The sequence below is a fragment of the Streptomyces sp. NPDC046860 genome, assembly GCF_040645115.1.
Lineage (GTDB): Bacteria > Actinomycetota > Actinomycetes > Streptomycetales > Streptomycetaceae > Streptomyces.
This window is the reverse complement of sequence record NZ_JBEYXQ010000007.1, coordinates 176,963-201,113: the sequence shown is the minus strand read 5'-3', so window position 1 is coordinate 201,113 and position 24,151 is coordinate 176,963. Positions and strand designations below refer to the sequence as shown.

The following is a 24,151-nucleotide window of genomic DNA, read 5'->3' as shown; positions in this document are numbered from 1 at the left end:
CGGCGCCGTGCGCACGGGCGGAGCCTTTAGACTCCCTCGCGTGACACCCCGCGGGCCGGTTGGCAAGATGGCCCGAGCGGTCGGCAAGGTGCGGTGACAGGGAGGAAGCGTCTCGTGAGCAGCAGGCCATCCCGAGGCGCTGCTCGCCTCGCAGCCATACTCGACGCCCTGCCCGACGCGTTGCTCCTGGTCAACGCCAACGGCACGGTCGTCAACGCCAACACCATCGCGCTGGAGGCGTTCGAGGCGCCGGGTACGGCACTCGTGGGGCGCGGACTCCTCGATCTGCTCCCGCAGTTCGACTCCAAGCTGATCCCCGGCTCGATGCGCCGCCCCGACCACATGGACCCGGCCGGCCGCACCAAGCCGACCCGGATGGTCGCCCGGCGCACGGACGGCACCGACTTCCCGGTCGAGGTGACCAGCGCCAACCTGGAGAACCCCCAGCAGGCGTACGACGGTTCGGCGTACACCGGTGACGAGCTGCTGATGCTCGTCGTACGGGACCTCTCCGGGACCGTGGACACCGAGGCCGAACTCGCCCGCTCGCAGCGGCAGACCGAGATGATCCTGCGCGCCGCCTCCGAGGGCGTCGTCGGCACGGACACCGACGGCCGGATCGTGCTCGTCAACCCCGCCGCCGCGCAGATCCTCGGCTACCGCGCCGGTGAGCTGGGCGGCCGCGAGCTGCACACCCTCGTCCTGCACTCCCGCGCGGACGGTTCCCCCTTCCCGTACGACGAGTCGCCGCTCGCCGACACCCTGCGCTCCGGGCGCAAGCACCGGGTGCGCGGGCAGGTGCTGTGGTCCAAGAGCGACGCCGAGGTCTCCGTCGACCTCACGACCGCCCCGGTGCGCGACGGCGACCAGCTCGTCGGCGCCGTCATGACCTTCACCGACCGGCGGCCGTACCAGACGCTGGCCGACGAGAAGGAGGCGCTGGAGCAGGCGCACGCCGAGGAGCTGGAGCGCCTCGCCGGGGAACACGCCGCCGAACTGGACGCGCTGCGCGAGAAGCACACCACCGAGGTGGAGGAGCTGGCCGAGCGCGGCGCGGCCGAGCTGGCCGAGCTGCGCGAGAAGCTCCAGGAGGAGCTGGCCGCGGGCGAGGAGCGGTACGCCGCCCTGGGCGAGCGCGAGAAGGACCGGTACGAGGCGCTCGCCGGCCGTCACGAGCAGCTGCTCACCCTCCTCGCCGGCTCCCTGCGCGGCCCGCTGGACGAGCTGCGCCGCGAGCTGGCCGCCCTCGCCGCCGACGACGCGGGGCAGTTGTGGCCCGAGGCCAACCAGGTGCTGCACCACCTCTCGGCCGGTTACGCCCGTATCACCACCCTCATCGACAACGTCCTCGGCTTCCAGCGGCTGGACTCCGGCACGGACGACATCGCCCGGACCAAAGTGATGCTGGACGCGGTCGTCGCGGCCGGTGTGGACGGGGCGGTGGAGCTGATCGGGCCGGGCCGTGTGCAGTTCGCCGTGCACGCGCCGCCCATAGAGGCCGAGGTCGACCCGCAGCGGCTCGCCACCGCGCTCGCCCACCTGGTGGCGGACGTGGCGGGCGTGGACGCCACCGGCAACGCCCCCGTGTCGGCGGCCGGTTACCTGGACAACACCGTCGTGGTCGCGGCCGCGCAGCGCGGCGAGGTCGCGCGCATCGAGGTGCGCGGCCCGTACACCGGCGGCGACCCGGTGCACGAGCCGATCGTGCGCGGGATCGTCCGGGCGCACGGGGGTGTGCTCCAGACCCATGAGGTCCCGGGCATGAGCGGGCGCGCCTACGTCCTCGAAGTGCCGCTGGGCGGCGGCGCGGGAACGGTCGCCGCACGCGTCCCGGACCCGCGCGAGGCCGTGTCGGGCGGCGCCGAGATCGCCCTCGTCGGCGATCAGGGTGCCGGGCGGCGCCGGGCGCGGCGGTCCTCCACGGACGCCTTCCTGGAGAGCGAGGTGGCGGGCGCGGACGCGGCCGACGCACCGGGCTCTCCCGCGCCCACCGGGCGTCGCCGCAGGCGGGGCGCCCCGGCGGCCGAGGAGCCGGGTCCGGCCGCGATCGAGAGCGCGGAGCCGGGGTCCGGCGGCACCGGGCGGCGGCGTGGCCGCCCCGCCGAGACCGGGGCTCCCTCCGGCGACGGGGTGGCGGCCGAGGGCGCCGTGCTGACGGCCGCCGAGCACGCCGCCGGAACAGCCGCCTCCAACACGGGACTCGGCGGCGCGGTGCCGCCGCAGGGCGTGCCGGTGCCCGCCGGTCAGGTCGCCCGGCAGGGCTCGGGCGAGCCTCAGGCGGCCCTGCCGCCCGCGCTGCCCGCCGCCGGGAGCCGGCCGGGGCCGGGTGCGGAGGTCGCCACGGCCGACGACGCCCAGCCGACCGGCCGTCGCCGCCGCGCGCTGGCGGCCGCCGCCGAGCGTGCCGCCGCACAGGACACCGGCGCGCGTACGGTCTTCGCGCTGCCGCCCGCCGAGGCCGACCGGACGCCGCAGCCGGAGGCCGCGGCCCCGGGTGTGCGCGTCGGCCCGATCCCGGGGGCTCCGGCGCCCGGCGCGGGCACGGCCGCGGCCACCGGCGCGGCTCCGGGGATGGCCGTGGGCACCGTTCCGGTCCCGGCCCAGGGCGCGGGTCCCGTCATGGCCCCGGGCGCCCTTCCGGCCGGTGCTCCCGCCCCGGACACCGCCGCGCCGACTCCCGTCGCCGCTCCCGCCATGCCGCCCGCGCAGCCGGTCGCCGTACCGCCGCAGCAGCTCCCCGCCGAGGGCGAGCCCGCCGAGGACGGGCGGCACGACGCCGTGCCGGTGGACCAGTCCGAGGACCACACGCCGCCGCAGCCGCATCCGACCACCGCGCCCACCGGCAGGCGCCGCCGGGCCGTGGCCCAGCCCGCGCAGCCCGAGCCGGGCATCCCGGCGCAGGCCGCGCCCGGCGTGGGCATCCCGGCGCAGGCGACCTCCGGCCAGCCCCTGCCCGTACCCGCGCAGGCGACGGCTCCCGAGGCCGCCGTACCCGCGCAGCCGCTGCCCGCCGAGGCCGCGCCCGCACAGCCCGCGCCCGCTCAGCCCGCGCCCGCACAGCCCGCGCCCGCTCAGCCCGCGCCCGCTCCGGCGCCGGTCCCGCAGCCGTGGCCCGACGACGAGGACGACGACACCGCGGGCGCGGGTATGCCCGGTGCCGCGCTGCCGCCGCAGTTCACGCCGCCGCAGCAGCAGCCGCGTGCCGCGCAGCCGTTGCCCGCCGAGGCACCGGGAGGGGGCGACTCCGACTCCACCCAGGGGCGCGCGATCAGCGTGCGCACGCTGGGCCAGGGCGTGCCGTTCGTCCGGCAGGCGGCCCAGGTGCAGCAGCCGACCGCGACCCCGCCCCCGCACGCGACCAACGGCGGCGGACGCCGCCGCAAGCTGGGCACGCCCGCCCCGCGTCCGGACGCGCAGCCCGAGCCGGGCGCGCGCCCGCACCCCGAGGCGGCGGGGGCGTCCGCGCAGCCGCGCCGGACTCCGGGCACCGAGGGTGTCGGACGGTCGTACGCCATAGGGGCTCCGGACGCGAACGCGGCCGAGGGGCCCGAGCCGCTGGACGGTCCCGGCGGTGCCGTGGAGGTCGCGGACACCCCGCGTCCGCAGCCGATGGACGACGAACTGCCCCCGGAGCCGCTGGACAACCCGCGCCGGCTGCTGGTGTGGCCCGCGCCGGACGTGACGACGTCGGAGGCGCTGAGCACCCGCGGCTACCGGCCGGTGGTCGTGCACTCGCGCGAGGAGGTCGACGCGCAGATCGCGGCGTTCCCGGCCGCGCTGTTCGTGGACCCGCTGACGGGCCCGATCACCCGGACCGCGCTGCAGTCGCTGCGCCAGGCGGCGGTCGCCGCCGAGGTGCCGGTGCTGGTGACGGCCGGTCTCGGCCAGGCGAGCCGGGAGGCGGCGTACGGCGCCGACCCCGCCGTGCTGCTGAAGGCGCTGGCGCCGCGCGACAGCGAGCAGCATCCGCCCCGGGTGCTCCTGATCGAGGAGCACGCGGAGATCGCGCTGGCGCTCACCGCCACGCTGGAGCGGCGCGGGATGCAGGTGGCGCGGGCCGCGAGCGACAACGACGCGGTGACGCTGGCGGGCCAGTTCCGGCCGAACCTCGTGGTGATGGACCTGATGCAGACCCGGCGCAGCCAGGCCGGGATCGTGGACTGGCTGCGCGCCAACGGGCAGCTCGACCGGACCCCACTGGTGGTCTACACCGCGGCGGTCGAGCAGGCGGACCTGCCGAAGCTGGCGTCGGGCGAGACGGTGCTGTTCCTCGCGGAGCGTTCCACGAGCGACGAGGTGCAGGGCCGGATCGTGGACCTGCTGGCGCGCATCGGCACCAACTGACGTACGGCCGGGGTCCCGTGGACCCCGGCCGCCGGCCGTTCAGAGCCGGGTGACGTCCAGCTCGCCGTCCGCGTACCGCCTGCGCAGCACCTTCTTGTCGAACTTGCCGACGCTGGTCTTCGGGACGGTCTCGACGATGGTCCAGCGCTCGGGGAGCTGCCAGCGGGCGATGCCGCACTCCTCGGCGAGGAAGAGGCGCAGCGCCTCGAAGCCGACCTCCGCGCCCTCCTTCAGCACGACGGTGGCGAGCGGGCGTTCGTCCCACTTCTCGTCCGGTACGGCGACCACGGCGGCCTCCGTGACGTCCGGGTGGGCCATCAGGGCGTTCTCCAGCGCCACCGAGGAGATCCACTCGCCGCCGGACTTGATGACGTCCTTGGCGCGGTCGGTGAGCGTGAGGTAGCCGTCGGGGGAGATGGTGCCGACGTCGCCGGTCTTCAGCCAGCCGTCCTCGCTGAACTTGTCGTCCGGGCGCAGGGGTTCGGCGTCGGGGCCGTTGTAGTAGGCGCCCGCGATCCAGGGGCCGCGCACCTCCAGCTCGCCCGCCGACTCGCCGTCCCAGGGGAGGCGTTCGCCGCCGGGGCCGGTGAGGCGGGCCTCGACGGAGGTGGGGAAGCGGCCCTGGGTGAGCCGGTAGGCGAACTCCTTGTCGGTGCCGACGGCGTGGGCGGGCGGCCGGGCCACGGTGCCGAGCGGGGAGGTCTCGGTCATGCCCCAGGCGTGGCAGACGCGCATGCCGAGCGCGTCGAACGCCTCCATCAGGGAGGGCGGGCAGGCCGCCCCGCCGATGGTGACCTGGGTGAGGGAGGAGACGTCCCGGGGGCGGACGCCGAGTTCGGCGAGCAGGCCCTGCCAGATGGTGGGGACGGCGGCCGCGTGCGTCGGGTGCTCGGCCTCGATCATCTCGGCGAGCGGCACGGGCTGGAGGAAGCGGTCCGGCATGAGCAGGTTGACGCCGGTCATGAAGGCCGCGTCGGGCAGGCCCCAGGCGTTGACGTGGAACTGCGGGACGACCACCAGCGAGGTGTCCTGGTCGGTCAGGCCCATGGACTGGGTCATGTTGACCTGCATGGAGTGCAGGTAGACCGAACGGTGGCTGTACACCACGCCCTTGGGGTCGCCGGTGGTGCCGGAGGTGTAGCACATGGCGGCGGCGCGGCGTTCGTCCAGCTCGGGCCAGTCGTAGTGCTCCGGGTGCCCGGCGAGGAGTTCCTCGTACTCGTGGACCCGCGCGGTGCCCGCGGCGAGCGGGGCGCGGTCGCCGGGGCCGGCCACCACGATGTGCTCGACGGTGGGCAGCCGGTCCAGCAGCGGCGCGAGCATGGGGATCAGCGAGCCGTTGACGATGATCACGCGGTCCGCGGCGTGGTTGACGATCCACGCGAGCTGCTCGGCGGGCAGCCTGAGGTTGAGGGTGTGCAGCACCGCGCCCATGGACGGGACGGCGAAGTACGCCTCGACGTGCTCGGCGTTGTTCCACATCAGGGTGGCGACCCGGTCGTCGTCCCGCACCCCGAGGTCGTCCTTCAGGGCGTGCGCGAGCCGGGCCGAGCGGGTGCCGATCTCGGCGAAGGTGCGCCGGTGCGGCTCGGCCTCGCCGGTCCAGGTGGTGATCAGCGACGATCCATGGACGGTCGAGCCGTGGGTCAGAATCCTCGAGATCAGCAGCGGTACGTCCTGCATGGTGCTCAGCACGGCTGGCGTCCTCCCCGGCAGCGTTGCCTGTACGGAAGTAGAGTCGCGCTGATTCTGCGCACATACCGCGCGGTATGTCACTAGGGGGACGGAAACTCGGCGCGGTGCCCCGCCCGTCGGGCGGCCCGGATCAGCGGGCCAGGTCCAGCTCGGGGTCCTCGCGGAGCTTGCCCAGGGCACGGGAGACGGCGGACTTCACGGTGCCGACGGAGACACCGAGCAGGTCGGCGGTCTGGGCCTCGCTGAGGTCCTCGTAGTACCGCAGGACGACCATGGCCCGCTGGCGCGCGGGCAGCCGCAGGACCGCCCGCCACATCGCGTCGCGCAGCGCCTGCCGCTCGGCCGGGTCGTCGGCGCCGGGACGCGGCTCGGGCTCGGGCAGCTCGTCACAGACGAACTCGTCCACCCGGCGCCTGCGCCACTGCGAGGTACGGGTGTTGAGCAGGGCCCGGCGCACATAGCCGTCGAGCGCCCGGTGGTCCTCTATGCGCTCCCAGGCGACGTAGGTCTTGGCGAGCGCGGTCTGCAGCAGGTCCTCGGCGTCGCTCGGGTTGGCGGTCAGCGAGCGGGCGGTGCGCAGCAGGGCGGGGTGGCGGGCGCGGACGTAGGAGGCGAAGGAGGGGTAGAGCGCGGTCGCGGACGGTGCGAGCCGGGCGTGGGGGAGAGTCTGCCGCGCTGGTGCGGCGGCGGCCGAGGCGCTGGTGCAGACGGGTGCGGTCATGACTCCACGCTAGGAGCGGCTACGGCGCCGGGGATCGGCCGGAGGTCCCGAAGCCGGGTCCGCCTCAGGTTGTAGGGGTGGGGTGTGCCGGACCTCCTGAAGGTGGAGCGGGCCTCCGACCGGCCTGCGGGTTCTCCCGGAAGGGTGCCCGGCGCGGGCCCGCGCACACGCACGGCATCGGCGCGGCGGCACCGAAGTGCCGGCCGCGCCGATGTCATGACCCCGAAGCACACCCCGGCGGAGCCCCTCCCCAGGGACCCCGCCCCGGGCTCACCGGAGAGGTCCGCGGTGACTGCTTGCCATCTTCTGCCTCCAGAACGGCCTACGGCTTGAATCAGGGAGTTCGGCCGACCGCCCCGATTCGTTTCCACGACGTCGCACCCGAGTACTGCCCGCCGCACCTCGGCCCAATCTCCCCAGGCCCCCCGATTACCACGCAAGCGTGATGACATGTCGATAAACCCCCATCGACACTTTTCTCGCACCGGACCCGAGACCGGGCACCGTGGGCCGGACCGGGCATCCCGGCCCTCTTCCCATACTCGAACGCGTGTACGACCATGGAGGCATGGCCCTCCCGGACCGGCGGACCAGGACACTGGCCCTCGCCCACGCGCTGTCGGCCGCCGAGCGCGGCCTGGCCGTCATCCCCCTGTCCCGCGGGAAGCTCCCGGCCCTGCGCTCCCCGCACCGGGCCGACCCCGCGCACCCGCCCTGCCACGGCGAGTGCGGCCGCTTCGGGCACGGGGTGCACGACGCCTCCGCCGACCCCGCCCGCGTGCGCGCGCTGTTCGCGGCGGCGCCCTGGGCCACCGGGTACGGCATCGCCTGCGGCCTGCCCCCGCACCGTCTGATCGGCGTCGACCTGGACACCAAGCCCGGCACCGACGCCCCGGCCTCGCTGCGCGCCCTGGCCGCGCGGCACGGGTTCGCGGTGCCGGAGACGGTCGTCGTGCTCACCCCGAGCGGCGGCCGCCATCTGTGGCTCACCGGGCCGCCGGACGTGTCCGTCCCCAACTCGGCGGGCCGGCTGGCCCCCGGCATCGACATCAGGGGCGCGGGCGGCTACCTGGTCGGCCCCGGCTCCCGGGGCACCCGCGGCACGTACACGGTGGCACCGGGCACCGCCCGGCTGCGCCCGGCCCCCTGCCCGCCGGCCCTGCTGGACCTCCTCCTGCCCCCGCCGCCCCGGCCGGACCGCGCGGCCCGGCCTCCCTCCGCCGACGGGGGCGCCGCCCTGGTGCGCTTCGTGCGCACCGCACCCGAGGGCGAGCGCAACAGCCGCCTGTTCTGGGCGGCTTGCCGCGCCTGGGAGCAGGGCACGGGTCCCGCCCTGGCACCGCACCTGCTCGACGCGGCCCTGGAAAACGGGCTGCCGGAACCGGAGGCACGTGCCACCCTCGCCTCAGCTGCCCGCTCGGGGCGAACCCCTCTGGAGACGACATGACCTCACCGCGCGTCAAGGCTTTCGACCACCTGGTCCTCAACGTCGCCGACGTCGAACGCGCCCTCGGCTTCTACACGGGCCTCCTCGGCCTCCAGCCGGAGAACGTCGACGCCTGGCGGGCGGGCGAGGCGCCCTTCCCCTCGGTCCGCATCACCGCGGACACGATCATCGACATCGTCGCGGGCCCGAGGCACGAATCCAACGTCGACCACTTCTGCCTGGTGGTGGACCCGCTGGACTGGAACGAGGTCGTCCAGTCGGGACGCTTCACCGTCCTGGAAGGCCCGGTCCAGCGCTCCGGCGCACGGGGCGAGGCCACGTCGATCTACGTCCAGGACCCGGACGGCAACACGATCGAGCTGCGCTGGTACCCGCAGGACGCCAAGGCGTAGGGGCCCGGCACGCGGAAGGGGTGCCCCTCGGACGAGGGGCACCCCTTCTTGTGCGCACTGCGGAGGCGGTGGGATTTGAACCCACGGTGACATCGCTGCCACGACGGTTTTCAAGACCGTTCCCTTAGGCCGCTCGGGCACACCTCCCCGCCTCGCCCACCAGGGGCGGAGCGGGGTACAGCGTACCGGGAGCGGGCGCCGGGTGGGCGCCGGACCTGCCCTAGCTGTCGCCCACCCGCGAGCCGAGGGTGAGGTCGACGGTGCGGGTGTCGCCGCCGCGCTGGTAGGTGACCTTGACCTTGTCGCCGGGCTTGTGGGTCCAGATCTCGCCGATCAGCGTGGGACCGCTGTCGATCACGGAGTCGTCCAGCTTGGTGATGACGTCGCCGGGCTTGAGGCCCGCCTGCGCGGCCGGGCCGCTCGGCTCGACCGCCGCCGCGCCGGCCGTGCCCTGGTCGGTGATCTTCGCGCCGTCGGTGGACTCCTCCAGGGAGACCGAGGCGCCGATCTTGGCGTACACCGGCTTGCCGTTCTTGATCAGCTGCTGGGCCACGTACTTGGCCTGGTTGATCGGGATGGCGAAGCCGAGGCCGATCGAACCGGACTGGCCGGAGCCGAAGCTGCCGCCGCTGGTGGACTGGATGGCGGAGTTGATGCCGATCACCGCGCCGGAGGCGCTCAGCAGCGGGCCGCCGGAGTTGCCCGGGTTGATCGACGCGTCGGTCTGCAGGGCGCTCATGTAGGACGCCTTGCTGCCGGAGCTGCCGTCGCTGGAGGCCACCGGGCGGTTCTTGGCGCTGATGATGCCCGTGGTCACCGTGTTGGACAGCCCGAAGGGGGCGCCGATGGCGATGGTCTCGTCGCCGACGGCCACCTGGTCGGAGTTGCCCAGCGAGAGCGGCTTGAGGTCGGAGGGGGCGTTCTTCAGCTTGACCACGGCCACGTCGTAGCCCTGGGCGTGCCCCACGACCTCGGCGTCGTACTTGCGGCCGTCCGGGAAGGTGGCGGACAGCTTGCCGCCGTCGACGGCCTCGGCGACCACGTGGTTGTTGGTGACGATGTGGCCCTGGGTGTCGAAGACGAACCCGGTGCCGGTGCCGCCCTCACCGCTGTTGCTCTCCGCCTCGATGGTCACCGTGCTGGGCAGCGCCTTGGAGGCGACGCCCGCAATGGTGCCGGGCGCCCGCTTGACCTGCGAGGCGCCGTTGTCGGCGGCGGTGACGGTGGTGGAGCCCTGGCCGTCGTTGTCCTTGGCGAGGGTGTAGCCGAGGCCGCCGCCCAGACCGCCCGCGACCAGCGCGGCCACCAGTACCGCCGCGATCAGCCCGCCCCGCCCGCCGCCGGCCGGCTTCGGCGCCGGCTGCTGGTACGAGGCGCCCCAGCCGCCGCCCGAGCCGCCCGCGCCCGCCTCGCCGTAGCCCGGCGTGCCGGGCGGCGGCGGGGGCGGCCAGGAGCCCTCGGGGGCGCCGTAGGACTGGGTGGCGCCGGGTCCGTACGGATGCTGCTCCGGCGCTCCGGGCGGGCCCGGGGGCACCGGCGGAAGCTGAGCCGTCGCGCCCGCGTCGGGCACGCCGCCCTGCGGGGAAGCAGCGGGAGATGCCACCGGCACAGGAGGTGCGGACGGGGCCGGGGGTACCGCGTTGCCCTCGTTCTCGGTGCTCACAGCTCTTCTCTCCTCGATCCACGGCTGTTGTCGTCGGTCGCGTCCGGTCGCACTCGATCATGCTCGGTCGCCACCGGTCGCGTCGCGTCGTATACGGGTCGCGTCGGTCCATGGTCGGTCATGTCCGTGGCCGCGTGCACGCCCGTAACCCGAGACGCGTGGACCGGCGCGACCTGGACGCGCGTGGTCCCGTGTCTGTTCCTGTTGTACGTACTCAGCTTTTCCCACGGGCCGTCAGAGCACCGTAAGCGGTCCCTGTGGGACCGTGGGCACCCTTTATATAAGACTTCTCGGGCAAAAGTGAGATAAGTATGCGCGGGCGCCCGCGCGGTTGCGCGCTCCCCCTCACCGCCTGCCCGCTCGCGCCGCCCGTACGACCACGCCGGTGGCACCATGACGCGGTGACCCACGCACCACACCACACCATCCAGGTCGTCGCCCACCGTGGAGCCTCCGAGGACGCGCCCGAACACACCCTGGCCGCCTACCGCAAGGCGATCGAGGACGGCGCGGACGCCCTGGAGTGCGACGTACGGCTCACCTCCGACGGACACCTGGTCTGCGTCCACGACCGCCGTGTGAACCGCACCTCCAACGGACGCGGGGCCGTCTCCGCGCTGGAGCTGTCCGACCTGTCGGCCCTCGACTTCGGCTCCTGGAAGGCCCGCCCCGGCCGGGACGAGGAGCCCGACTGGGTGCACCGGCCCGAGGACCGCGAGGAGACCTCGGTGCTCACCCTGGACCGCCTGCTGCGGCTCGTGGCCGACGCCGGGCGCCGGGTGGAACTGGCCATCGAGACCAAACACCCCACCCGCTGGGCCGGCCAGGTCGAGGAACGCCTCCTCGCCCTGCTGCGCCGCCACGGGCTGCACGCCCCCGCCTCGCCCGAGGCCTCCCCGGTCCGTGTGATGAGTTTCTCCGCCCGCTCCCTGCACCGGGTGCACGCCGCAGCCCCGACCCTGCCCCTGGTGCTGCTCGCCCAGTTCGTCACCCCCCGCCTGCGCGACGGCCGCCTGCCCGAGGGCGTCACGATCGCGGGCCCCTCGATCCGGATCGCCCGCAGCCACCCGGCGTACGTGCGCCGGCTCAAGGAGGCCGGTCACCAGGTGCACGTGTGGACCGTGAACGAGCCCGCGGACGTGGATCTCTGTGTCGGCCTGGGCGTCGACGCCATCATCACCAACCGCCCGCGAGCCGTGCTGGACCGCCTCGGCCGCTGACCCTTTCCCCTTCCGGGGAGTGCTCCGGCGCGTTCGCTCCGCGGGCGGACATTGCGAATGCGTCGCCGGAACGAGACTGGCCGGTTTCCGGTACAGGCCATCGGGGCATCCACACCGTGGCGTGGGGCGAAGGAGGTCTCGGGGGTGGCGTTGGTGGTGGCACAGGAGGTGCCCGCGTCGTCGAGCATGGCCGTACCTCATGGCCCTGCGGGCGTGGGGAAGGCGAGACACCGGATGCGGGCGCAACTGCTCGGCGGCGGGGTCTCGGAGTCGGTCGTGGACGACGCCGTGCTGATTCTGTCCGAGCTGCTGAGCAACGCGTGCACCCACGGGCGCCCGCTGGGCGGGGCCCGGGCGGGGGACGGCGCGGTGCGCGCGGCCTGGCGGATCGACCCGCGCGGACGGCTCATCGTGGAGGTGACGGACGGCGGCGGACCGACCCGCCCGGCTCCGGCCACCCCCTCGGTCACCGCGCACGGCGGCCGGGGCCTGAGCATCATCGACGCCCTCGCCGACGACTGGGGCGTCCGGGACGAGGTGCCGGGCGAGGTGACGGTCTGGGTGGTGGTCCACGCGGACGTGCACGATCCCGATGCCGGCGGCCCGCCCGAATCTTTCGCTACGCGCGTCACCACCGCCCCGCCGGTGGCCGCGCTGGCCGAACTGGGCTTCACCGAGACCTTCGACGGCCTGGACTGAGACCTTCTACGGCCCGGACTGAACGGACGGCCCAAAAAGGGCGGTTGTCCACAGCCGCCGCCGGACCCCGCCCGCGTCGTCCACAGGTTCCCGTGGCCCGCGGCCCGAACGACTAGGCTCCCGCCCGTAGGAGACCAGCCGTAACCGGGAGACAGCCACGATGGCCAAGAAGCGACCCCAGACCAAGGGCAAGCGCCCGCAGCCGCACGGGTCCGAGGGCGAGGTTCCGGTCGTCGGCGCCCGCGAGGCGTGCCCCTGCGGCAGCGGCCGCCGGTACAAGGCGTGCCACGGCCGCGCGGCGGCGCACGCGGTGACCGAGCTGGTGCAGCGCCCGTTCGAGGGCCTGGCGGGCGAGTGCGACTGGGTGGCACTGCGCGAGCTGGTCCCGGCCGCCACCGCCGAACTGACCCTGAAGGACGGCCTGCCCGAGGGCGTCCCCTCGGTCACCCTGGCCACCGTGCTGCCGATGGCGTGGCCCGCGCTGCGCCGCGACGACGGCTCGGTGCTGCTCGGCCTGCAGAACGACACCGCCTCCGGCGACATCAGCCGCGACCTCGCCGACACGCTCCAGCGTGCCCTGACCGCCGAGCCCGGCACCCCGGTCGAGGGCCGCCGCGCCCCCTCCGGCACGCCCCGGCTCCAGGACCTGCTGGCCGCCGACGCCCCCTTCGAGCCGGTCGTGCACAGCGGCTTCGAGTTCTGGGTGCCGGACGCGGAGAACGCCACCCCGGAGGTGGCCGCCTCCCTGGAGCGGGCCAACTCCGCCGCGATCCCGACGGTCAAGCTGTCCGGCGTGGACGCCGCCTACTGGTGCGAGACCCCGGAGAAGAACCACCTGCGCTGGGTGATGCCGCACGAGGAGGAGCACCTGCTCGACGCGCTGGCCCGGCTGCACGCCGCGGGCACCTCCAGCCTGGGCGAGGGCACCCGGCTGGTCGGCTCGTTCCGCGCGCACGGGCTGACCGTGCCGGTGTGGGACCTGCCGAGCGGGGTCGGCGCCGAGGAGATCGAGAAGCCGGCGGCCGAGTTCGCCGAGCGGCTGGCCGCGGCCCTCGCGGTCACCGAGCCGCTCACCCCGGAGGAGCGCCGGGCGCGCGGCGGCCTCACCAACCGGCAGGTCACCCTGAGCTGACCCGCGGCCCGGACCGCGCGGAACGGGTGACTCCTGTCACAACTCGGCGGTGTGTCAAGCGAATCGGTGTCCGGATGGGCCGGGCCGAATTTGCGAACCGCCGATCTCTTGTTACCGTTCCAGTAGCCCGGTTGCTGGTGCATCCCCCGTCGCCAGCAACCGGGCCTTTCCATGCCCGCGTGCCGGTCGGACCGACCGTAGCCGGTCGTCAACTCTGAGTCTTATCCAGGGAGTTGCTGCCCGAGCGGAGCAGCAGCGGCCCTTCGGCGCCGCGTGCGAACTCGGAGACGGCCGTGTAGCGGGCCACCGCGCCCCGCGTCCGCTCCCGCGGAGTCTCACAGGTGGCGGGCGCGTCGTCCGCGTCGGTGGCACAGGTGGCGCGCACGGCCCGGCCGTCCGGCCCCAGCAGGCTCAGGACGGCGTCCACGGCTTCGCCGGTGGTGTTGCGGTAGTAGACCCGCGCCCAGGTCTCACCACCCCGCGTCAGCACACAGGTCTGTGCCTCCAGCCCGTCCGGAGCCGTGAGTTCGGGGCCGCAGCGCGCGGAGGTGGCGGCTTGCGGGGAAGGGCTCGCGGAAGGGGCGGCCGAGGCACCGGCGCGCGCGGGCCCGCGCCCGTCCGCGCCGGTCCCGTCCACCGGGCCGCCCGCCGGGCTGTGCGCCGGGCCGTCCACCGGTCCGGCCGAGGCCGCGGTCAGCGGCAGCAGCAGGGCGGCGGCCACCAGGGCCGCGAGGGCGGAGGTACGGAGTGGTCCGGCTCCCGGCCCGTCCGCCCGGGGCCGGTGATTTCGCTGCATGGGCGGAAGATAACGAGCCCGCCCGGCACTCCGGCCCCGCGCGCCCCCGACACCCCTACAACTCGGGCGCGCTCACACCCGTACGAGTGAGGACCTCGACCACCGTGTCCACCACGGCCTCCACGTCGGGTACCCAGGGGGAGGCGGAGCCGGGCAGCGGGGCGCGCTCCCAGCGGACGTCGCCCCGGCCGGTCACGGAGGGCGGGAGGGCGAGGTAGCCGCCCTCGCCGTGGAAGCGGAGCGAAGCGGGGACGAAGTCCTTGGCGTACAGCAGTTCGCCCAACTGCTCCATGGAGTAGGGCTTCACGAGGATCGCCCAGCGGTCCGGGGCGGCGACGACCGGTCCGAGCCGCATGCCGCGCCGGTCGAGCAGTGCGAGCGCGCGGGCCCCGGAGGCGGCCGGCAGGCTGACCGCGCAGGGCGCCTGGCCGCCGGTGGCGAGGACGATCGGCGCGTCCGGCCGGCTCGTCCACCACCAGCGCACCATGCGGGCGTCGGTCGTGGCCGCGAGCACGCCGGGGTCACCGGGGTGGGCGCCGGGAACCGTGCATCCGGGGTCGGGGCAGGAGCAGCCCGTCGGGCCCTGCGGGTCGTGGGCCGCGCCCGGCACCACGGGCCACCGCCACGTCGCCGCGAAGGTCGTGGCCGCGTCGACCGGCTCCGGGCCGTCGTCGTCCCGCCGGGGCGGAAGTCCGCGTCGCCTACCGAGGATCTCGCGCATGAGCGCTCGTTCCTTTCCGTTGCACCGCTGGCAACACCGTGGACATCACAACATGTGTGGATCACTTCACTGTGCGTACCTGTTGGCGCATCACGCCCCCGCGTACGGCGGGGGGAACCCCCAGGGATGGAGCATCTGCCGCGTCCGACGTGCGGTTGTATCAGGAGCACGGACACGTCACGGGGGTGGCGAAGTCTGGCGTTTTGCCGTCGCGCGTGTTTCTCTCCGCCTCCGCCACGGGAGGATGGGGCTCGGCCGTCGGTGGTTATGACGTCCGGGTCCTTCGCCAGGTTCCGGGCGGCTTCTTGGCCACCCCTGGCCTTCTCTCGATTACGTACCCATCACGACCGTGGTGACGCTCCGTCGAGCAGAGCCAGTCGACCGCAACACAGCTCCACCCGAGGCAGTTTCAAGCCAACTTGCCGGTAAGGCAAGGGGTTCCGAACAATCCTCTTCCCGCCCCGCCAACACCAGGAATCCCCGCAGGACAATGCTGGACATCCCCTCACGAGTGCGTGTACATGTGGAGACACTGCTAGCGGCGCAGAATCACATGGGGGTTTGCGATGCTTTTCAGTAAGACGCACCGGTCCGAGAGCCGGACGCCATGAATGCTCCTCACCCTCCGAAAGTGGCCGGAATCGATCCCACGGTTCCCACTCCAGCCCACACTGTCGCGCCCGCACCCCCCGCCACGGAAGCCGGTCCCGCACCGGACGCCCCGGCAGGTGACCCGCTCCCCGTCACCGTCCCGGACGCCCCCGGCAGCCTGCTCCAGGACCGGCTGGCCGGCTGGGTCTCCGACCTCACCACCCTCCATGAGCTGACGGAGCGGATGTGCGCAACGTCCGACCTGCACACCGCACTTGAGGAACTGCTGCGCGCCGGTGCCGCCCTCGTCGGCGCCCGGCGCGGTCTGGTCGTGCTGGAGCCCGGGGACGGACTCGGCCCCCGCGCCACCCTCGGCCTCGGTCTCGGCCGCGCCGACCTCGGCCACCTGGAGACCGTTCCGCGCGAGGCCCTGCTGACCGGCAGCGCCGACCTCCTCGCCGAGCCCGGACTGGACCCCCGCCACCGCGAGGTGGCCACCCGCCTCGGCTACGCCGCCGGCCACGCCCTGCCGCTGACCGCCGACGGCACCCGGCTCGGCACCGCCGTCTGGCTCTACGACGAACCGGCCGCCCCCGACGAGCACCACCGGCAGCTGGCCGCCCGCTATCTCGGCCAGGCCGCCGGACACATCGCCCTGCTGCTGGAGGTGGAACACACCCGCGCGGGCGCGGCGGCCCTCACCGAGGAACTGCTGCCCTCCCGGCTCCCCCGCATCCCCGGCGTCCAGCTCGCCGTCCGGCACCGCACCGGCCCGCGCGGCGGGAGCGACTTCTACGACGCGCTGCCGCTGCCCGACGCCGCCCTCGGCCTCTCCGTGGGCTCGGTCACCGGCGGCGGCCCCGGCGCGGTCGGCGCGATGGGCCGGCTGCGCGCCTCCCTGCGGGCCTACGCCGTCATGGAGGGCGAGGACCCGGTGGCCGTCCTGTCCGACCTGGAGCTGCTGCTGCGGCTGACCGAGCCCGCCCGCTCGGCCACCGCCCTGTTCGCCTACTGCGAGCCCGCCGCGCGCCGGATCACCCTGGCCGGCGCCGGGCACAGCCCCCCGCTGCTGACCGGGGAGCGCAGGACCGAGTTCGTCGAGACCTCCCTGTCCGCCCCGCTCGGCATGCTCGCCTGCTGGGAGGCGCCGGGCGTGGAGTTCCGCGTCGAGCCCGGGGAGACGCTGCTGCTCTACACCGACGGGCTGCTGCACCGTACCGGCGAGACGACGGACCGGGCCTTCGCCCGGCTGCGCGCCGCCGCGGCGGGCGTGCCGCGCGCCCTGCGCGGCGACCCCGGGGCCGTCGCCGACCACGTCCTGCGCACCCTCCTGCCGGAGGACGGCGGCGCCGGCGAGGACGACGTGGTCCTGCTGGCGGTCCGCTTCGACTGAGCTGAGCACGACCGGTCCGGTTTCGGTACGAACGTACGATGATGGAGGCACCCCTGCTCGGGCATGGACGCGAGCGCCGCGTGCCCCCTGGGGGAGACCACACGCCGTACCGAGGAGGATCAGTGTCCGACGAGCTCAACCCGGCCGTTACCGACGAGGCCACCGAGGCCGAGGAGCCCATCAAGCAGCGCAAGAACGGCCTCTACCCCGGCGTCTCCGACGAGCTGGCGGAGAACATGCGCTCCGGCTGGGCCGACACCGAGCTGCGTGACCTGGAGCCGATCCCGCAGGCCGCCGAGACCGCCCGCCGCCGCGCCGCGCTGTCGGCCCGCTTCCCCGGCGAGCGTCTGGTGATCCCCGCGGGCAACCTGAAGACCCGCTCGAACGACACCGAGTACGCCTTCCGCGCCTCCACCGAGTACGCCTACCTCACCGGCAACCAGAGCGAGGACGGCGTCCTGGTCCTGGAGCCCGTCGCGGGCGGCGGCCACGACGCCGCCATCTACCTGCTGCCCCGCTCCGACCGCGAGAACGGCGAGTTCTGGCTCTCCGGCCAGGGCGAGCTGTGGGTCGGCCGCCGCCACTCCCTCACCGAGTCCGAGGCGCTGTACGGCATCCCGGCCGCCGACGTCCGCGAGCTGGCCGCCCGCCTGGGCGAGGCCACCGGCCCGGTCCGCGTGGTGCGCGGCCACGACGCCGCGCTGGAGAAGGCCCTGACCGACAAGGTCACCGCCGAGCGCGACGAGGAACTGCGCGTCTTCCTCTCCGAGGCCCGCCTGGTCAAGGACGACTTCGAGGTCGGCGAGCTGCAGAAGGCCGTCGACTCCACCGTGCGCGGCTTCGAGGACGTCGTGAAGGTCCTCGACAAGGCCGAGGCCACCTCCGAGCGCTACATCGAGGGCACCTTCTTCCTCCGCGCGCGCGTGGAGGGCAACGACATCGGCTACGGCTCGATCTGCGCCTCCGGCGCGCACGCCTGCACCCTGCACTGGGTCCGCAACGACGGCCCGGTCCGCTCCGGCGACCTGCTGCTGCTCGACGCGGGCGTGGAGACCCACACCCTCTACACCGCCGACGTCACCCGCACCCTCCCGGTCGACGGCACCTACACCGCCGTCCAGCGCAAGATCTACGACGCGGTGTACGAGGCCCAGGAGGCCGGCATCGCGGCGGTGAAGCCCGGCGCCAAGTTCCGCGACTTCCACGACGCCTCCCAGCGCGTGCTCGCCGAGAAGCTGGTGGAGTGGGGTCTGGTCGAGGGCCCGGTCGAGCGCGTCCTGGAGCTGGGCCTCCAGCGCCGCTGGACCCTGCACGGCACCGGCCACATGCTCGGCATGGACGTCCACGACTGCGCGGTCGCCCGGACCGAGGCCTACGTCGACGGCACGCTGGAGCCCGGCATGGTCCTCACCGTCGAGCCCGGCCTGTACTTCCAGGCCGACGACCTCACCGTGCCCGAGGAGTACCGGGGCATCGGCGTCCGGATCGAGGACGACATCCTCGTCACCACCGAGGGCAACCGGAACCTGTCGGCGGGCCTGCCGCGCCGCGCCGACGAGGTCGAGGCGTGGATGGCGTCGCTCAAGGGCTGACGACGCGCGAAGGGCCGGGCATCCCCCGCGGGTGCCCGGCCCTTCGCCGTCCGCCGGCTCAGGCCGTGAGCAGCGAGGGGTCCTTCGTCCACTTCAGGACCTTGTCGAAGCTGACCACCGTGCCGGCGCGGTCCGGCCGGGCGCCGACGTGGACGTGGTCGGTCAGCGCCCGGATCAGGCACAGTCCCCGGCCGTCCTCGGCGTCCACGCGGGCCATCCGGACACCCAGGGTCTGCGGGGCGGCGGACGCGACGCCGGGACCGGAGTCGGCCACCTCGATACGGCACTTCTCGCCGTCCAGATAGGCGGTCACCCGGTACGCCTCCGAGCGCTCCCCGCGCGCGGTCCCGCCGTGCTCGACGGCGTTGGCGCAGGCCTCGGTCAGGGCCACGGAGATGTCGTAGGAGACGTCGGGGTCGACACCGGCCGTCTCCATGGTGCCGATCAGCAGTCGCCGGGCGAGCGGGACACTCGCGGCGTCGCGGCGCAGATGGAGTGACCACCAGATGCTCATGCTCCAGCCTCCCGGCCGCGGCTCGACATACCGATACGTATTGCCGCGCGCGCCTGCCCGTAAGCCCGCAGACGGCGTGATGCCGCCCATACGGCCGATGTGCGGGGGGACGAATCGGGGTATGAGGTACGGCGGACGCGGGAGCGCGCGCCCGGTCCCTGGCGCGATCCGGCGGCCCTGCCTCGGGGGTGCGGCGGGCTCAGTGCGATGATGAGCCCCGCCATGAGTGCCCCTCACCCGCGCACGGCGCGACCCGGACCCCGCGTCCGGCTTCTGCGGGCCGCGGTCTTCGCCGCGGTCTGTGTCGTGCTGGCCGCCGCCGGGCACACCGTGGCCTCCTGCGCGAACGTCCCGCTGTGGACGCTCGGCGCCGGGTTCCTGGGCTCGCTGCTGGTCATGGCGCCGCTCGCCGGACGGGCCCGGTCGGTGCCCGCGATATCCGCGCTCCTCGCCCTCGGCCAGCTCGCCCTGCACACGCTGTTCGGCCTCGGCCAGCACGCGGCGACCGCGGGCGGGACGCCGACGGGCACCATGGGCGCTACGGGGTCCATGGGCGCGATGGGCGCCATGGGCTCGACGGGCGCCGCGCACTCCGGTGCGGCCGGCGACGAGATGGTCCAGCGGGCCGCCCAGCTGCTGTGCGGCTCCGGCCCCGCCACCCTCACCCCCGGCCACGCCTACCGCCTGCTGCTCGACGCGCGTCTCATCGACGCCTCGGGCCGCTTCACGGACCGGGCCCAGGCCGGCGGGCACGCCCACGACATGGCCGGTTCCTCGGCCGGCTGGCTGCCCTCGACGCCCATGCTTCTCGGCCACCTCCTCGCGGCCCTCGCCGTGGGCTGGCTGCTGCGCCGGGGCGACCTCGCCGTCCTGCGGCTGATCGAGCTGTCGACGCACGGGGTCGCGGAGGGCGCGCTCGTCCGTTCCCTGCGCGCCGCGCTCGCGCTGACCCGCGCCCTGCACTCCGGGCTGCTGCCCGCGACCGGCCCCCTCCCCCGTGCGCGCCGCACGGCCCGGGACGAGGCGCCGGCCCCTCGGGGCGCGGCACTCCAGCACTCGGTGATCCGGCGCGGACCGCCCGCCGACGCCTTCCGTCTCGCCGCCTGACGCGGACCGCCGCTCCCGTACGTACGAGGAGGGGGGTGCCGCCGTCCCGCGGCACGCGCGCGTGCGCGCACCCCTCGTCGTCACCGGGCTCAGCACCGGATCTCGCTCAAGAGCGGAGTTTCCCCAGCATGCAGATCTCCCGTACCGCCACCCGTCTCACCGCCGCCGTCGCCGTCGCGGGCGCCACCGTCCTCGCCGTGTCGGTCCCCGCCTTCGCGCACGTCAGCGTCCAGCCGGACGGTGTCGCGGCCAAGGGCGGCTACGCCACCGTGAACTTCAAGGTGCCCAACGAGCGCGACAACGCCTCCACCACCAAGCTCGAGGTCAACCTCCCCGCCGACCACCCCCTGGCCTCGGTCATGCCGCAGCCGGTGCCGGGCTGGAAGGTGAAGGTGACCAAGTCCAAGCTGGACAAGCCGCTGACCATGCACGGCGAGAAGATCGGCGAGGCCGTCACCAAGGTCACCTGGACCGCCGACGGCAAGGGCATCGAGCCCGGCTACTTCCAGAAGTTCCCGCTCTCGCTCGGCGCGCTGCCCGAGGACACCGACGAGCTGGTCTTCAAGGCCATCCAGACGTACTCCAACAAGGAGGTCGTGCGCTGGATCGAGGTGCCGCAGGAGGGCCAGGAGGAGCCGGAGAACCCGGCCCCGACGCTGGAGCTGTCCGCCGCGACCGACGACCACCACGGCGCCGCGGCTGCGGCCGACGACGATGACGCCAAGGGCGGCGACGCGCACGACGCCCGCCAGGAAGCGGCCCCCGACAGCACCGACGACACCGCCCGTGTGCTGGGCGTCGCCGGCATCGTGATCGGCGTCGCGGGCGTGGCCTACGGCGTCCTCGCGGGCCGCCGCCGCACCGCCTGACCCTTCTCCGATCCGTGTGCGCCGGGGCCGTGTCGGCCCGGTACGGCCCCGGCGCACACGGGCGTTCTCGACCTCCTGGGACATCTCTCCATGCTTTCTCCGCGCAAGAAGACCCTGGCCGCGGCCGCGCTGCTGGCCGCCGCCGCCTTCACCCTGTCCGCCTGCGGCAGCGGTGACGACGCCGGGTCGCCCGTCTCCGTGGTCTCCGACGAGTCCGGCTCCGACAAGGCCGCCACCGTCCTGGACCAGCCCTTCGTCAAGCCCGACCTGGTCCTCACCGACACCCACGGCAAGAAGTACGACCTGCGGGCCGCGACCAAGGGCCACCCGACGCTCGTCTACTTCGGCTACACCCACTGCCCCGACGTGTGCCCCACGACGATGAGCAACATCGCCGTCGCCATGAAGGCGCTGCCCAAGGCCGAACAGGACGACCTGCGCGTCGTCTTCGTCACCACCGACCCCGGCCGCGACACCCCGGCCGAGCTGGGCACGTGGCTGAAGAGCATCGACCCCCGGTTCACCGGCCTGACCGGCGACTTCTCCACCATCCAGGCGGGCGCCCGCTCCATCGGCATCTCCATCGAGCCGACCAGCAAGGACAAGAACGGCAAGACCGTCTCCGTCCACGGCACCCAGGTCATCGCCTTCTCCCCGAAGACGGACGGCGGTTACGTCCTCTACGGCGAGGACGCCACCGTCGACGACTGGACCAAGGACCTGCCGAAGCTCGTACGCGGGGCGAAGCCGTGAGGCGCGCCGCGCCGGCCGTCACCGCCCTCGCCGCCGCGCTGGCCCTCGCCGGCTGCGGCGCGGGTGAGGGCTCCGCCGGGCCGGAGCTGTCGGTGAGCGCCGCCTATATGCCCCAGCCGGTCGCCGCCGACATGGCCGCGGGCTTCCTCACCGTCACCAACAAGGGCGGCGGGCCGGACGAACTGACCTCCGTCAGCAGCGACATCGGCAAGGTCACCATGCACAGCACCACCGGCGGTGCCATGGCCGAGCGCGCCTCCTTCGAGGTGCCCGCCCACGGCCGGCTGGTGTTCCGGAGCGGTGCCGACCACCTGATGTTCGAGCAGCTCAAGGAGCGGCCGCGGCAGGGCCGGACCGTCACGCTGAAGCTGGGCTTCGCCAAGTCCGGTCCGCTCACCGTCGAGATGCCGGTGCGGTCCGCCACGTACAACCCGTCGACCGGACACTGAGGGAGGGACCACCTTGACGCGGACCATCACCCCCCGGCTGCGCACCCTGGTACTGCTGCTCCTCGCCGTCACCGGCGCGCTGCTCGCGGGCGCGGCCCCCGCCTCCGCGCACGCCGCGCTGACCGGCAGCGACCCCGCGCAGGGGGTGGTGGTCGACCGGGCGCCCCGGCAGATCTCGCTCACCTTCTCCGAGCAGGTGGCGCTGGGCGACCACTCCCTGCGCGTCCTGGACCCCAAGGGCAAGGCGGTGCAGTCGGGCCGGCCCGTGAACGTCGGCGGCACCACGTACGCGGTGCGGCTGCACTCCGGGCTGGCCGACGGCACCTACACGGTCGCCTACCAGGTCGTGTCCGCCGACAGCCACCCCGTCGCCGGGGCCTACACCTTCTCCGTCGGCGCGCCCTCGCGCACCGTCGTCTCCGACACCGGTTCGGGCGCGGGCGGCGGAGCCGTGGGCGGGCTGTACTCCTTCGGCCGGTACCTCTCCTACGCGGGCTACATCGTGCTGATCGGCGGCGCCGCGTTCGTGCTGGCCTGCTGGCGGCAGGGCGCGGGCGTCCGGGCGCTCCAGCGGCTCGTCGTCGGCGGCTGGCTGACGCTCACCGCGGCCACCCTCGGGCTGCTGCTCCTGCGCGGCTCGTACACGTCCTCCGGGAAGCTCGGGGACGTCTTCGACCTGGATCTGCTGGGCCAGGTGCTCCAGACCAAGACCGGCGCCGCGCTGGTCTCCCGGCTGCTCCTGCTCGCCGCCGCCGCGCTGTTCGTCGCCGTCCTCTTCGGCGCGTACGCCCGGCGGGAGGAAGAGGAGGAGAGCGCCTCGGCGGAGCAGGCCGCGGAGGAGGGCTCAGCGGAGGTGGCGGCCGCGGAACGGCGTGACCTGGGCTTCGGGCTCGCCATCGGCGGGATCGTCGTGGCGGCCGGACTCGCGGCGAGCTGGGCCATGGCCGAGCACGCGTCCACGGGCCTCCAGCCCGGTGTCGCGATGCCCGTCGACATCGTCCACCTGCTCGCCGTCGCCTGCTGGCTCGGCGGGCTGACCGCCCTGCTCGTCGCCCTGTACCGGGCGCCCGCCGACGTCCCGCTCGGCACCGACGCCGTCCGCCGCTTCTCCCGGCTCGCCTTCGGCTCCGTCCTCGCCCTGGTCGTTACCGGCGTCTACCAGTCCTGGCGCCAGCTCGGCTCCTGGTCGGCCTTCACCGACACCCGGTACGGGCAGCTGCTGCTGGTCAAGATCGGCCTGGTCGCCGTCATGGTCGGCGTCGCCCGGATCTCCCGGCGCTGGACCGCGCGGCTGGCGGAGCCGGAGGCGACGAAGGCGGAGTCGGAACCGGAGCTGGCGGACTCCGACTCCGCGGAGAAGGAGTCGGCGGAGGAGCTGGAGGAGGTGGCCGTGGCCGCCGGCGCCCCGGCAGGCGCGGGTACGGGCGAGGGCACGGACGCGTCGGACGCGGACACGGCGGAGTCCGCCGAGCGGGCCGCCCAGCTCGCCCGCCAGCGGGACGCGATCGACACCGCCCGCCGCAGGCGGCAGCGCGACGCCGACCCGAACCGCTCCGGACTGCGCCGCTCGGTGCTCGCCGAGGCGGCCGTCGCCGTCGTCCTGCTCGCCGTCACCACGGCGCTGACCCAGACCGAGCCCGGCCGCACCGAGCAGGAGGCCGCCGCGGCGTCCGCGCCCGCCGCCAGTTCCCCGGCCGACACCTCCGGCGCCCTGACCCTCGACATGCCGTTCGACACCGGCGGCAAGAACGGCAAGGGCCTGGTCCGCATCGACCTCGACCCGGCCCGCGTCGGCGCCAACGAGATGCACCTCTACGTCCAGCGGCCCGACGGCCGTCCGTACGACATCCCCGAGGTCAAGGTCGCCCTCACCCTGAAGGCGAAGAAGATCGGGCCGCTCCCCGTGGCCCCGGAGCGCGTCACCACCGGCCACTGGGCGGCGAGCGGTGTGCAGGTCCCCATGGCGGGCGACTGGGAGGTCGCCGTCACCGTGCGGACCTCCGACATCGACCAGGTGACCGTCTCCAAGAACGCGCAGATCGGCTGAACCGCA

Annotated in this window: 19 protein-coding genes and 1 tRNA gene; 13 read left to right on the top strand and 7 right to left on the bottom strand. The window is 74.4% G+C overall.

What is annotated here, in order from left to right; all coding sequences use genetic code 11:
- The first annotated feature begins 114 nt into the window (after window positions 1–114).
- Window positions 115–4,344 (top strand): PAS domain-containing protein, encoded by a 4,230-nt coding sequence (locus ABZ898_RS13150; RefSeq protein ID WP_361656760.1) that lies wholly within the window; start codon window positions 115–117, stop codon window positions 4,342–4,344.
- 39 nt (window positions 4,345–4,383) lie between these two features.
- On the opposite strand, the gene ABZ898_RS13145 is transcribed toward ABZ898_RS13150, so the two are convergent.
- Entirely contained in the window at window positions 4,384–6,039 is a 1,656-nt protein-coding gene (locus ABZ898_RS13145) for a long-chain fatty acid--CoA ligase (RefSeq protein ID WP_361656757.1), read from the bottom strand.
- Window positions 6,040–6,169: 130 nt separating this feature from the next.
- Window positions 6,170–6,760 (bottom strand): SigE family RNA polymerase sigma factor, encoded by a 591-nt coding sequence (locus ABZ898_RS13140; protein WP_361656755.1) that lies wholly within the window; start codon window positions 6,758–6,760, stop codon window positions 6,170–6,172.
- 568 nt (window positions 6,761–7,328) lie between these two features.
- Here ABZ898_RS13140 and ABZ898_RS13135 point away from each other — a divergent pair.
- Together ABZ898_RS13135 and ABZ898_RS13130 are read left to right on the top strand one after the other, a co-directional pair.
- Complete coding sequence (locus ABZ898_RS13135) at window positions 7,329–8,207, top strand: bifunctional DNA primase/polymerase (RefSeq protein WP_361656752.1); 879 nt, start codon at window positions 7,329–7,331, stop codon at window positions 8,205–8,207.
- On the top strand, window positions 8,204–8,599 hold the full coding sequence (locus ABZ898_RS13130; protein WP_361656749.1) for a VOC family protein: 396 nt from the start codon (window positions 8,204–8,206) through the stop codon (window positions 8,597–8,599). Before ABZ898_RS13135 ends, ABZ898_RS13130 begins: the two co-directional genes overlap by 4 nt.
- 60 nt (window positions 8,600–8,659) lie before the next feature.
- On the opposite strand, the gene ABZ898_RS13125 is transcribed toward ABZ898_RS13130, so the two are convergent.
- Window positions 8,660–8,746, bottom strand: a tRNA-Ser gene (locus tag ABZ898_RS13125).
- Between the two features lie 73 nt (window positions 8,747–8,819).
- On the bottom strand, window positions 8,820–10,262 hold the full coding sequence (locus ABZ898_RS13120; protein ID WP_361656746.1) for a trypsin-like peptidase domain-containing protein: 1,443 nt from the start codon (window positions 10,260–10,262) through the stop codon (window positions 8,820–8,822).
- Window positions 10,263–10,663: 401 nt separating this feature from the next.
- On the opposite strand from ABZ898_RS13120, the gene ABZ898_RS13115 reads away from it, so the two are divergent.
- The 3 genes from ABZ898_RS13115 (at window position 10,664) to ABZ898_RS13105 (ending at window position 13,313) form a co-directional block, all read left to right on the top strand.
- A complete protein-coding gene (locus ABZ898_RS13115) occupies window positions 10,664–11,482 on the top strand; it encodes a glycerophosphodiester phosphodiesterase (RefSeq protein WP_361656744.1) in 819 nt (272 codons plus the stop codon).
- Window positions 11,483–11,539: 57 nt separating this feature from the next.
- Entirely contained in the window at window positions 11,540–12,181 is a 642-nt protein-coding gene (locus tag ABZ898_RS13110) for an ATP-binding protein (protein ID WP_361656742.1), read from the top strand.
- Window positions 12,182–12,341: 160 nt separating this feature from the next.
- Window positions 12,342–13,313: a DUF5926 family protein gene (locus tag ABZ898_RS13105; protein ID WP_361656740.1), complete on the top strand. Its 972-nt coding sequence runs from the start codon at window positions 12,342–12,344 to the stop codon at window positions 13,311–13,313.
- A gap of 208 nt (window positions 13,314–13,521) precedes the next feature.
- Here the strand turns inward: ABZ898_RS13105 and ABZ898_RS13100 are convergent, their stop codons facing one another.
- Together ABZ898_RS13100 and ABZ898_RS13095 are read right to left on the bottom strand one after the other, a co-directional pair.
- Window positions 13,522–14,109: a hypothetical protein gene (locus tag ABZ898_RS13100; RefSeq protein ID WP_361656737.1), complete on the bottom strand. Its 588-nt coding sequence runs from the start codon at window positions 14,107–14,109 to the stop codon at window positions 13,522–13,524.
- Window positions 14,110–14,164: 55 nt separating this feature from the next.
- Complete coding sequence (locus tag ABZ898_RS13095; protein ID WP_361656734.1) at window positions 14,165–14,830, bottom strand: bifunctional DNA primase/polymerase; 666 nt, start codon at window positions 14,828–14,830, stop codon at window positions 14,165–14,167.
- 607 nt (window positions 14,831–15,437) lie between these two features.
- On the opposite strand from ABZ898_RS13095, the gene ABZ898_RS13090 reads away from it, so the two are divergent.
- Window positions 15,438–16,814 (top strand): GAF domain-containing SpoIIE family protein phosphatase, encoded by a 1,377-nt coding sequence (locus ABZ898_RS13090; RefSeq protein WP_361656731.1) that lies wholly within the window; start codon window positions 15,438–15,440, stop codon window positions 16,812–16,814.
- A 122-nt stretch (window positions 16,815–16,936) separates the two neighbouring features.
- Window positions 16,937–18,406 carry an aminopeptidase P family protein gene (locus ABZ898_RS13085; protein ID WP_361656728.1) on the top strand — a complete coding sequence of 490 codons (1,470 nt, stop codon included), beginning with the start codon at window positions 16,937–16,939 and terminating at the stop codon, window positions 18,404–18,406.
- Window positions 18,407–18,464: 58 nt separating this feature from the next.
- Here ABZ898_RS13085 and ABZ898_RS13080 read toward each other — a convergent pair whose 3' ends face one another.
- Window positions 18,465–18,920, bottom strand: a complete 456-nt coding sequence (locus ABZ898_RS13080; protein ID WP_361656725.1) for an ATP-binding protein — start codon at window positions 18,918–18,920, stop codon at window positions 18,465–18,467.
- Between the two features lie 222 nt (window positions 18,921–19,142).
- Here ABZ898_RS13080 and ABZ898_RS13075 point away from each other — a divergent pair, with 222 nt between their 5' ends.
- The 5 genes from ABZ898_RS13075 (at window position 19,143) to ABZ898_RS13055 (ending at window position 24,145) form a co-directional block, all read left to right on the top strand.
- Entirely contained in the window at window positions 19,143–20,027 is an 885-nt protein-coding gene (locus ABZ898_RS13075) for a hypothetical protein (RefSeq protein ID WP_361656723.1), read from the top strand.
- A 128-nt stretch (window positions 20,028–20,155) separates the two neighbouring features.
- Complete coding sequence (locus tag ABZ898_RS13070) at window positions 20,156–20,896, top strand: YcnI family protein (RefSeq protein ID WP_361656720.1); 741 nt, start codon at window positions 20,156–20,158, stop codon at window positions 20,894–20,896.
- 90 nt (window positions 20,897–20,986) lie between these two features.
- Window positions 20,987–21,649 carry an SCO family protein gene (locus ABZ898_RS13065; protein ID WP_361656717.1) on the top strand — a complete coding sequence of 221 codons (663 nt, stop codon included), beginning with the start codon at window positions 20,987–20,989 and terminating at the stop codon, window positions 21,647–21,649.
- Window positions 21,646–22,098, top strand: a complete 453-nt coding sequence (locus tag ABZ898_RS13060; protein WP_361656714.1) for a copper chaperone PCu(A)C — start codon at window positions 21,646–21,648, stop codon at window positions 22,096–22,098. The genes ABZ898_RS13065 and ABZ898_RS13060 overlap by 4 nt, the downstream gene beginning before the upstream one ends.
- A gap of 13 nt (window positions 22,099–22,111) precedes the next feature.
- Window positions 22,112–24,145: a copper resistance protein CopC gene (locus ABZ898_RS13055; RefSeq protein ID WP_361656711.1), complete on the top strand. Its 2,034-nt coding sequence runs from the start codon at window positions 22,112–22,114 to the stop codon at window positions 24,143–24,145.
- Window positions 24,146–24,151 lie beyond the last annotated feature (6 nt).